Origin of the sequence: Vreelandella zhuhanensis, from assembly GCF_009793355.1 — a bacterium.
Lineage (GTDB): Bacteria > Pseudomonadota > Gammaproteobacteria > Pseudomonadales > Halomonadaceae > Vreelandella > Vreelandella zhuhanensis.
Genome location: NZ_WTKP01000014.1, coordinates 24,453 through 35,392 on the forward strand (window position 1 = coordinate 24,453; position 10,940 = coordinate 35,392).

General features: G+C 58.6%; 8 protein-coding genes. 5 read left to right on the forward strand and 3 right to left on the reverse strand.

The annotated features are described in order from the left end of the window. The first annotated feature begins 38 nt into the window (after window positions 1-38). Window positions 39-710, forward strand: a complete 672-nt coding sequence (locus tag GPM19_RS14820; RefSeq protein ID WP_160419795.1) for a metal-dependent hydrolase — start codon at window positions 39-41, stop codon at window positions 708-710. Here the strand turns inward: GPM19_RS14820 and GPM19_RS14825 are convergent. Genes GPM19_RS14825 through GPM19_RS14835 form a run of 3 tightly spaced genes read right to left on the reverse strand, consistent with a single transcriptional unit; the run spans window position 686 to window position 4,794 of the window. Beyond that, window positions 686-2,068, reverse strand: a complete 1,383-nt coding sequence (locus GPM19_RS14825) for a sigma-54-dependent transcriptional regulator (RefSeq protein WP_160419796.1) — start codon at window positions 2,066-2,068, stop codon at window positions 686-688. The two genes, GPM19_RS14820 and GPM19_RS14825, sit on opposite strands and share 25 nt — an antisense overlap. Continuing rightward, a complete protein-coding gene (locus GPM19_RS14830) occupies window positions 2,061-3,968 on the reverse strand; it encodes a sensor histidine kinase (protein ID WP_160419797.1) in 1,908 nt (635 codons plus the stop codon). Before GPM19_RS14830 ends, GPM19_RS14825 begins: the two co-directional genes overlap by 8 nt. 55 nt (window positions 3,969-4,023) lie before the next feature. Beyond that, complete coding sequence (locus GPM19_RS14835) at window positions 4,024-4,794, reverse strand: GntR family transcriptional regulator (protein ID WP_160419798.1); 771 nt, start codon at window positions 4,792-4,794, stop codon at window positions 4,024-4,026. A 281-nt stretch (window positions 4,795-5,075) separates the two neighbouring features. On the opposite strand from GPM19_RS14835, the gene GPM19_RS14840 reads away from it, so the two are divergent. Genes GPM19_RS14840 through GPM19_RS14855 form a run of 4 tightly spaced genes read left to right on the forward strand, consistent with a single transcriptional unit; the run spans window position 5,076 to window position 10,805 of the window. Beyond that, a complete protein-coding gene (locus tag GPM19_RS14840; RefSeq protein WP_160419799.1) occupies window positions 5,076-5,831 on the forward strand; it encodes a (Fe-S)-binding protein in 756 nt (251 codons plus the stop codon). Then, window positions 5,828-7,270: a LutB/LldF family L-lactate oxidation iron-sulfur protein gene (locus GPM19_RS14845; protein WP_227842481.1), complete on the forward strand. Its 1,443-nt coding sequence runs from the start codon at window positions 5,828-5,830 to the stop codon at window positions 7,268-7,270. Before GPM19_RS14840 ends, GPM19_RS14845 begins: the two co-directional genes overlap by 4 nt. Continuing rightward, window positions 7,267-7,944, forward strand: a complete 678-nt coding sequence (locus tag GPM19_RS14850; protein WP_160419800.1) for a LutC/YkgG family protein — start codon at window positions 7,267-7,269, stop codon at window positions 7,942-7,944. The genes GPM19_RS14845 and GPM19_RS14850 overlap by 4 nt, the downstream gene beginning before the upstream one ends. After that, complete coding sequence (locus tag GPM19_RS14855) at window positions 7,941-10,805, forward strand: FAD-binding and (Fe-S)-binding domain-containing protein (protein ID WP_160419801.1); 2,865 nt, start codon at window positions 7,941-7,943, stop codon at window positions 10,803-10,805. The genes GPM19_RS14850 and GPM19_RS14855 overlap by 4 nt, the downstream gene beginning before the upstream one ends. Window positions 10,806-10,940: the final 135 nt, after the last annotated feature.

Sequence of the window (10,940 nt, forward strand, 5' to 3'; positions counted from 1 at the left end):
TCTGTTAATTTATCCAGCTTTTTAAGAGCTGCCGCGACATGGCCAATTTCCGCACCCACATCACCATTGCCGCTGTAGGCGGCACGCTGCTGGCGTATGCAGGTTGGCAGGTCCAGTGGTGGGCGGTACCTCAGGCGCTGCTGGCGCTGGCGCTGGTCACCTTCGGCGGTATCCTGCCCGATATTGATGCTGACCGTTCGCGTTCCATACGCTTGATTTTCAACTTACTTTCCGTACCAGCCCTGGTGATGGGAGTGCTGTTGCTGCAGCCTTGGCTGACCCCCGGGGTGTTGCTGGTCGCCTGCGGGGGGATTTACTTTGCCGTGCGCTACCTGGGTAGCGTACTGTTTTCTCGGCTTACCGTGCATAGAGGCATCTGGCATTCGATACTGGCGGGGGCGTTATGTAGCCTGATGACCGCTGTAGTGAGTTTTCAATTATTGAAGCAGCCGGCTGGCTTGGCGTGGTCACATGGCATGGCCATCGGGGTAGGTTTTCTGATCCATCTGTTGCTGGATGAGCTTTACAGCGTGGACCTGGAAGGTGCACGGTTGAAGCGCTCGTTCGGTACCGCCTTCAAGTTATGCGATGCGCGCCGACCGCTGTCCTCGCTGTTGATGCTGATCGCCACCGCGGTGCTGCTACCTTGGCTGCCACCCTGGAATGTGCTGGGCGAGCTGCTGGTTCAGGGGTCGTTCTTGTGGCGGTAATCGTCGGCTTTTAGTTGGTGCTTCTTGAGCTTGTCGTAAAGTGTCTTGCGGGGAATGCCCAGCTGTTGGCACACTTCGCTCACACGCCCTCTATAGCGTGCCAATGACTGACTGATCAGGCTTTTTTCGAACAGCTCGACTTGATGGGGAAGCGCGGGCTCGCAGGTGTCGGCGCTAGCCCCTTCGAGCAGTGCATCCAGACGATAATCAAAGGCCGCGCCGAGCAGGACGTAACGCTCGGCGAGGTTGCGCAGTTCGCGTACATTGCCTGGCCAGTCATGGGCCAGCAGCACGGCGATCCCCTGGCTATCCAGGGTGGGCGCTTCCAGACCGCTACGGTTGGCGGCAATTACCGCAAAATGCTGAAACAGCAGAGGGATATCCTCGCGCCGTTCGCGCAATGCGGGAAGGGGCAGGGTCACGACGTTCAACCGATAGTAAAGATCTTCGCGAAACTGGCCGGTTTCGGCTGCCGTCTTGAGGTCCACCTTGGTGGCGGTGATCACCCGAATATTCAGCGGTACTACCTCATTGGCTCCCAGCCGTTCCACGGAGCGTTCCTGCAATACGCGCAGCAGCTTGACTTGCAATGCCAAAGGCATGGATTCGATTTCATCCAGAAACACCGTGCCGCCATTGGCATGCTCGAATTTACCGATACGCCGCTCGAAAGCGCCGGTAAAGGCGCCTTTTTCATGACCGAAAAGCTCGGATTCGATGGTGTTTTCCGGCACCGCGCCGCAGTTGATCGCCATGAAGGGACTGTTGCGGCGTGCACTGCGTTCGTGAATGGCCCGGGCCACCAGATCCTTGCCGGTACCGGTTTCCCCGAACAGCAGCACATCGGTTTCCACCTGACTGATGCGTTGAATCATCGCGGCCAGCCGAGAAATCACCGTGGTTCTGCCCACCAGGCGTGGACCCAGCGCGGCCTGCTGGACTTCCAGTTCAGCCTTCAGGCGGCGATTCTCCAGACTCAACTGGCGTTTTTCCACGCCTCGGCGCACTACCTCGACCAACTGATCGCCGGCAAAGGGTTTTTCCAGAAAATCCCAGGCACCTTCGCGCATGGCTTCGACTGCCGTGGAAATATCTCCATGGCCGGTAATCAGGATGATCGGCAGAGTAGGGTCGCGTTGGTGTAATTCACGCAGCAAGGCCATGCCGTCCATTCCAGGCATGCGAATGTCGCTGACCACCACGCCGGGAAAGTCGGCACTCAGCTGGCTCAAGGCACTTTCGGCACTTTCGTAACAGTGGGTGGCATAGCCGGCAAGCTCCAGGGTCTGGCTGGCGGTGATACGCAAATGGGGCTCGTCGTCGATGATCATCACCGGAAACGTCGACGGCTCATGCATGAGAAGCACTCTCCTGAGAAGGCTGAGGCGATGAAGCAAGGCTGATAGTCAGCTCGAACTGGGCACCGCCTTCGAGGCGATTGGCGGCACGCAAGGTGCCGGCCAGGTCGTCAATGATACGTGAGGAAATCGAAAGGCCCAGCCCCAAACCACTGCCCGGGGTCTTGGTGGTAAAAAAGGGTTCGAAAATATGCGTCAGGTGGGTCTCGGGAATGCCGGGGCCGTTATCAGCGACACGGATCATGACCTTGTTGCCGGTTTGGCTGGCGCTTAGCTTCAGGCAAGGGTTTTCGGTGTCCTTCATGGCATGCAGGGCGTTGCTGATCAGATTGACCAGCACCTGCTCAAGGCGGATAAGGTCACCGGTGACCCAGAGTATCTCGTCGGGCCAATGCTGTTCTACCATCACGTTGCCTTCGCGAAGGCGGCTTTGGAATAGCCTCAAGGCGTAATCAACACAGGCCTGCACGGAGATGGTTTCCTGGCGCTCGCCGCTCTTGCGAGAAAACTGACGTAACTGGGCGCTGATCTCGGCCATGCGTTGAGTCAGGTCGATGATCTGCGCCAGGTTGGTATCGACATTGGTGTACTGCGCGCGGGCCAGAAAACTGCGGGCGTTCTCGCCATAGGCACGTATGGCTGCCAACGGTTGGTTGAGCTCATGGTTGATACCCGCGGCGAGCTGGCCCAGCACGGCAAGCTTGGCTGCCTGGATCAGTTCATCCTGGGTTTGGCGCAGGTTGTCTTCGGCGCGGCGACGTTCTTCGATTTCCGCCGATAGCCTGCAGTTGCTGGCCACTAGGTCTCGCGTGCGATGTTCGACGCTGACTTCCAGTTCGTCACGGACTCGTGCCAAAGTGCGGCGTTCACGTTCGGCGAAGGCTTCACGCTCACGGCGCAGGCGCAGGCGTTGCCAGCCAATGCCGCCACCGAGCAGCAGCACCCCGTAAAGGCCGCCCGCCATCGAGGCGGCTATCCATTGCGCGTTGGTCACCGGCGTCATGGGCTTGAGAATATGCATTTGCCAGCCAAACTCGGGAATAGGCTGGGTAAGCCTTAGATAGTTTTCATTTTTCATTGCGCCGTGGGCGAAACTGACGATCCGGCTATTGTCACCATAAGTGTCATGCTCCTCGATGCCCGCCGCAGGCAATGGTTCGTTGGCATAACGACGCGTTGCCAGTAGCGCTTCACGTTCGCTTTCGGAGAGTGGTTGCAGAGCCGTCATGCGCAGCTGTTCCCGACTGGCCATGAAAATGATGTCATCGGCATCGGTGACCAGCAGCGTTGCATCCTGTTTCGCCCAGCTTTCTTCAACGGTATCGAGCAATACCTTGATCACGATGACGCCATCCGGGCGAGCATCAGGGGCGGTATCGTCGAGCCACACCGGCGCGGAGAAATAATAGCCGCGTTCGAGCGACTGCACGCCCAAACCGAAAAAGCGCCCTTGGCCGCCGGCAATGGCAGCGGTGTAATAGCTGCGAAAAGCGTAGTTCTGGCCGATGAACGTATTGGCGCGATGCCAGTTGCTGGCCGCCAGGGTGGTGCCATGACGATCCAGCAGGTAGACATCGGACACCCCAGCCGTAAAGCGAAAGCGATCCAGCATCATGTTGAGCGGCATGGGATCCTGACTTTTCGGTGAGACGAGAAAGCGCTGCACACTTTCACGGGTGGCGAGCATGCTGGGCAGGTAATCGTAGCGCAGCAGGTAGCCGTTGAGGTTGGCCACCGATAAGCGCAGTTCGTTCTCGGCATCGCCTTGAAGGGTGGCGAGGGCTTGCTCACGGGCTATCTGGGCTGCTTGCCACATGCATAGCAACAAGCCCAGGGAAAGCAGGACCAGCCAGAGACGCCGCCAGCGACGTGAAAGCCCTGCCAGCAAAGTGGTGTTCATGGGCAAGTGTCCAGAACCTCATTCATTAAGGGGTGTGGCTGCAATGCCTAACGCTTCATGCCGATATCGTGGTGCTCTGGGCGCGGCGCAGGGCACGTTGTGAGCGGGTTTCCGCACGCGCCATTTCGAGCAGGCCTTCCTCGACGAAAACCAGATGTTCATGAGCGCGAGTCCGGGCTTCTTCAGGCTTGCCCTCGAGAATGGCATCGAGTAGAGCGCGGTGCTGCTTCATCAACAGGCTACGCGAGTCCGGTTTGGCAAACAGGTGAGCCAGGTTGTCGACGATACTTTTTTCCAGTAAATCGAAAATGCCGCGAATCGTATGCAGCAGTAAAACATTGTGAGCCGCTTCGGCGATGGCCAGATGAAAGGCGGCATCCAGCTTGGCTTCGCGTGCCGGGTCGGCGCCGGCGAAGCCGCTATCGAGTTCTTCGAAGCGCTGAATCAATATGGCTTTATCTGCTGGCGTGGAGCGCAGGGCGGCATAGTAGGCGGAAATTCCTTCCATGGCGTCACGAAATTCCAGCAGGTCCAGGTGAAACTCCTTGTGTCTGGAAAGCATTTCCAGAAGCGGGTCGGTATAACCGCTATTGAGTTCATCATTGACGAAGGTGCCGCCACCCTGTCGACTGGTCAACAAGCCGCGTGCGGCAAGCTTTTGGATGGCCTCACGCAGGGACGGCCGTGAGACACCGAAACGTTCGGCCAGCTCGCGCTCTGGAGGAAGGCGCTGGCCCGGTTTCAGGCTGCCTTCCAGAAGCATGCCTTCCAGCCGTTCAGTGATCACATCGGCCAGGCGTGGCTGCCGCAGCGGTGGATAGCTCATGATGAAAAACTCTCTTAGATTGGTAAGACCAATATTAGCTTTTTGCTGAGGTGACGACAAGATGCCTTGTCCATCGCTAAGAATAGATGAAAAATATCCTAAGGGAATTCAGAGTATTTTTGACTAAAGTCTAAGTATTTAGGGCTGTACGGCCCAGGGTTTCCATTTGACAGTGTTTGGTTATCTCCTTAGTGTTGACAGAATTAATTGGGGTAAATTGGTTTTACCAATTTTCCAGTGTTATCGATTTCCGCTAGTCGGCATGCTGAGGAGCCCTGCGAATGGCGCCAGTCAAGCTATATCCCCCTAAACCGGACAAGGTGTATTTTTACGGCACCTGTCTGGTCGACATTTTTTTTCCTCAGGCCGGCCTGGATGCTATTCGTTTGCTCGAACGCGAGGGCATTGAGGTCATCTTTCCTGATGATCAGACCTGCTGTGGCCAGCCGGCGTATACCTCCGGCTATCAAACCGAGGCGCGCGAAGTGGCTCGCTCACAGTTGGGGTTGTTCGAGCAGGACTGGCCGATCATCGTGCCTTCGGGCTCCTGCGGCGGGATGATGCATACCCATTATCCGCAGCTTTTCGCCGGCACGAAAGACGAAGCGCTTGCCAAGGCGGTAGCCGGACGCGTGTTTGAGCTCACCGAGTTTCTGGTGCATGTCTGCCGGCTCAAGCTTGAAGATCGCGGCGAGCCCGAAAAAGTCGCCATGCACACCTCCTGCAGCGCCCGGCGGGAAATGGGACTGGCGGAAACCGGCCCGATGCTGCTGTCCAAGCTTGGCCAGGTGGAGTTGATGGAGCAAGAGCGTGCCGCCGAATGTTGTGGTTTCGGCGGGACTTTTGCCGTGCGTCATCCGGAAATTTCGGCGGCCATGGTGGAAGACAAGACGCAGGCCATTGAAGCGACCGGAGCAAAGCGTTTCGTTACCTCTGATTGTGGCTGCCTAATGAACATTGGGGGGCGTTTCGAGCATCAGGAAAAAACGCTGACGGGTGAACATATTGCCAGTTATCTGTGGCGGAGAAGCTCATGAGCATGCAGGACGATGCGGTTCAGACATTCACTCCGCGCGACTTTCATCGCCAGGCTCACGATGCTCTGGGCAACCCGCAGATTCGCGCCAACTTCCGCAAGGCGATGGATGGCCTGATGACCAAGCGGCATGACAGCTTTGGCGACTGGGATCTGGAAACCCTGCGTGAACTCGGTGCCAATATCCGTATGCGAGCACTGGCCAAATTACCCGAGCTTCTCGAACAGTTAGAAGCCAACTGCCAGGCCAATGGCATCCAGGTGCATTGGGCTGAAGACGGAGAGGAGGCCTGTCGGATCATTCGCGAGCTGTGCGAGGCACGGGGTGCCAAGGCGGTCATCAAGGGCAAGTCGATGGTTTCCGAAGAGATGCACCTCAATGAGCATCTTGAAGCGGCGGGCATCGAGGCGCTGGAATCCGATCTCGGCGAGTACCTGGTGCAGCTCAATCAGCAGACCCCCTCGCACATCATCATGCCGGCGATTCACCTCAATACCGATGAAATTTCCGACATCCTGCACGACAAGACGGGAACCGAGCGTACCCGCGATGTCGATTACATGACCGCCGCGGCACGCTCCCAGCTGCGCGAGCGCTTCATGGCCGCCGACGTGGGAATTTCCGGGGTCAACTTCGCAGTCGCCGAGACCGGAACGCTCTGTCTGGTGGAAAACGAAGGCAATGGGCGCATGACCACCGCTGTGCCGCCGATGCATATCGCCGTGACGGGTATCGAGAAAGTGGTGGAGCACCTGCGGGATGTGCCGCCTTTATATGCGCTGCTTTCGCGCTCGGCGACCGGCCAGCATGTGACCACTTACTTCAACATGATTTCCGGGCCGCGCAAGGCGCAGGAGCACGACGGGCCGCAAGCCGTGCATCTGGTACTGGTCGACAACGGACGCTCCAGAATCTATCAGGATGATGAACTGCTCGATACCCTGCGCTGCATCCGTTGCGGGGCCTGCATGAATCACTGCCCGGTGTATACGCGGGTCGGTGGCCATACCTATGGCACCACTTATCCCGGCCCTATCGGCAGTATCTTGATGCCTCATATGCTGGGGCTGGAAGATACCAAGGATCTGCCCAGCGCCTCGAGCCTGTGTGGTGCCTGTGGGGAGGTATGTCCGGTAAAGATTCCGATTCCCGATTTGCTGGTAAGGCTGCGTCGTGAGGCCGTGGGCGAAGGGCGTGGCAATGTCCCCGGCGCCGGGGTCAAGCGTAACAAGAAGGAAGTCGCTGCCTGGAAAAGCTTTCAGTGGCTGGCGACTCACCCTGGCGCTTGGCGTAGCGGTACCGCCATGGCCGGCAAACTGAACATGCTGATGCCATCGAAACTGGGGTCCTGGACGGACCATCGCACGGCGCCCAAGCCCGCCAAGACCACGCTGCATGCGTTGATCAAGCGTCATCGTAAACAAAGGAGCGACGTATGAGCGCCCGTGATGCGATTTTCAAGCGCCTGCGCGAGCGCACCGACGGCCCTCTGACGCCCCCGGCCTGTGACTTTTCCGTGGTGACCAATCGTGGCTGGAGTCGAACGGAGCGTCTTGAGCGCTTCGAGCGGTTGATCACCTCGGTGCATGGCGAAGTGATCCACGCCCCGTCAGGCGATTGGACTCGCCGCTTAGTCGAAGTGCTAGCCGCCAAGTCGATCAAGCGTCTGGCATTGGGTCGCGAGCATCCCATCGCGGTCGAGGCGCGCGAGGCCTTGAAAGCAGCCGATGTCGAGCTTGTCGATGTGGATCGCGATATCGAGACCTGGCAACGGGAACAGTTCGAACGTGTCGATGCCGGCTTGACCTCGACCAGCGGTGGCATTGCCGAGACCGGGAGCCTGTGGCTGTGGCCCACGCCGGACGAGCCGCGCCTGATCAGCCTGGTGCCGCCGATTCATATTGCCGTGCTGGACGCTGAGAGCATCGAGGACACCTTCTTTGATGTGATCGAGGCGCATGGCTGGGCGCAGGGCATGCCGACCAATGCCCTGCTGATTTCCGGGCCCAGCAAGACTGCTGATATCGAACAGACGCTTGCCTACGGCGTGCATGGCCCGCGTGAATTGGTAGTGTTGCTGCGCCATGCTGCTGCACAAGAGACAAGTGCATGACCCCCTCGGCCTCCCATGCCTGGCAAGCGCTCAAGGCGGTTCTGCTGGAAACGATGCCCGCTGAACGCTTGATCGATGATCCGCTGCGCACCTTGGCTTATGGCACCGATGCCAGCTTCTACCGACTGATTCCCCAGCTGGTGGTGCGCGCCGAAACCGAACAAGAGCTTCAGCGGGTGCTGGCCGAATGCCGCGTCCGGCGCTTGCCGGTGACGTTTCGAGCGGCAGGTACCTCGCTTTCAGGCCAGGCGGTGACCGATTCGGTATTGATCCAGCTCGGGCAAGGTTGGCGGGGCCACAAGATTCTCGATGAAGGCCGGGCGATTCGCCTGCAGCCTGGCGTGATCGGCGCCCGGGCCAATCAGTTGCTGGCGCCTTACCAGCGCAAGATCGGTCCTGACCCGGCCTCGATCAACAGTTGCATGATCGGGGGAATCGCTGCCAACAATGCCTCGGGCATGTGTTGCGGTACCGCCCAGAACAGCTATCGAACGGTGCGTGATATCCGCGTCATCCTGGCCGATGGCGCCTTGCTGGATACTGCCGAGCCACACATTGTCAGTGCTTTTCGCAAATCTCATGCTGCGCTGGTGTCGGGACTTGAACGTCTTGGAAACGAAACTCGGGCCAACGAGGCGCTGGCCGAGAAGATTCGTCACAAGTACCGGCTCAAGAACACCACTGGTTATGCGCTCAATAGCCTGGTGGATTTCGAAGATGGAATCGAGATTCTCAAGCATCTCATGATCGGCTCCGAGGGCACCTTGGGCTTCATCAGCGCCATCACCTATGAGAGCGTGATAGACGAACCCGAGAAAGCGGCGGCCCTGGCCTTATTCCCGGACATGGCCACTACCTGTCGAGCGACGATCGCGCTCAAGCAGGCGCCGGTATCCGCCGTGGAGTTGATGGATCGTGCCGCCCTGCGCTCGGTACAGGATCAAGCCGGGATGCCGGCCGTACTCAAGGAGCTTCCAGAGGGCGCCGCAGCGCTGCTGGTGGATGTACGCGGTAATGACGACGCCGAGCTTGAGTCGCGCCTTGAGCAGGTGCAAAAGGTTCTCGCCGAGATTCAGACGCTCGAGCCGGTTGCCTTTACCCGTGATGCTTCCACCTATGCGCTCTACTGGAAGATTCGCAAAGGGCTGTTTCCCGCAGTGGGCGCGGTACGCGAAACCGGCACCACGGTGATCATCGAGGATGTTGCCTTTCCTATCGAACGCCTCGACGAGGGTGTGCTTGCGCTGACTGAGGTGTTCCGCCGGCATGGCTATGAGGAGGCGATTCTGTTCGGGCATGCGCTGGAGGGTAACCTGCATTTTGTTTTCCCTCAGGGCTTCGAAAAACCCGGCGAGGTGGCGCGTTATCAGGCATTGATGGATGAAGTCGCCCAGCTGGTAGGGGTCGAGTATGGCGGCTCGCTCAAGGCGGAGCATGGCACCGGGCGCAACATGGCGCCCTATGTCGAGCTGGAGTGGGGTAGCGACGCCTATGCCTTGATGTGGGAACTCAAGGCCTTGTTCGACCCGGATAATCTGCTCAACCCTGACGTGATTCTGAGTCGCAATCCGACACTGCACCTGGAAAATCTCAAGCCGTTGCCGGCAGCCGACCCACTGATCGACAAGTGCATCGAGTGCGGCTTCTGCGAGGTGGTCTGTCCATCAAAAGACCTGACGCTTACACCACGCCAGCGCATCGTGCTTCGCCGGGAGTTGGCAAGGCTTGAAGCGCTGGGTGATAGCGCCAGTGATCAAGATAAAGCGCGTGCCCAAGAACTTTGGCAGGCCTATGCATACCAGGGCATCGAAACCTGCGCCGCGACCGGCCTGTGTGCCATGCAGTGTCCGGTGGGTATCAATACGGGAGATCTGGTACGCAAGCTGCGTCACGACAACAATCAGAGCAAGGCGGGCACGGCCAATCTGGTGGGACGGCATTTTTCCGGAGTTACCAGTGCCGGACGAGCTACCTTGAGTATGGCGGGAATTGCACGCGCTACGCTGGGACCAGATCTGCTAGGCAAACTCAGTCATGGGGCGCGCCGTATCAGTGGCAATCGAGTGCCGCAGTGGAGCCCAGCCTTGCCTAAGGCAGCACCGGTGCGGGTGCTGAAACGCGACACGCCTGGTGATGACTCCCGGGAAAAGGTCGTCTATCTACCTTCCTGTGCCACCAGGGTTTTCGGAGCCTCGCATGACGACGCTGAAACACGCTCGGTTATGGAGATTACCTTGCAGTTGCTCGATAAAGCAGGCTTCGATGTCATCTTGCCCCAACAGATCTCGCAACTCTGCTGCGGCATGGCGTTTCAATCGAAAGGATTGTTTGACGAGGCAGCTCGCAAAGCTGAAGAGTTGAATGGCGAGCTATTGCGAGCCAGTCAAAACGGACACTACCCGATTCTCTGCGATACCAGTCCCTGTACCTTGCAGATGCAAGAGCACCTAGATGAGCGGCTTTCCATGCAAGAGCCGGTAAGCTTTGCTCAGGAGCAGTTGTTGCCGCGGCTTTCTGTAACCCCGCTTGATGAGCGTATCGCCGCACATGTGACTTGCTCCAGTACCCGGATGGGATTGAGCGATAGTTTCGTGGCGCTGGCGCGGGCTTGTTCCAATGACGTAGTGGTGCCGGCCGACATCCACTGCTGCGGGTTTGCCGGCGACAAAGGCTTCAATACGCCGGAGCTCAACACGGTAGCGCTGGATGGGTTGGCGGAACAAGTGGCAGGGTGCAGTGCTGGTTATTCTAACTCGCGTACCTGTGAGATCGGTCTCAGCCAGCATGGCGGGATTCCTTATCGCTCGATTCTATCGTTGCTGGACCGTGCCAGTCGGCCGCTTGAAGACCAAAGGCGATAGCTTTGGAGTTTTTTTGCCTCCAGGGCTTGCCAGTGTCCCGGCCAGGAGGTAGAGTACGCATCCGCTGCCGGGAACGCCAGGCGTTTCCAGCGGTGGAGCTTGCTGAAAAGCAAGCAGTGTCAATGAGTTAGCGCT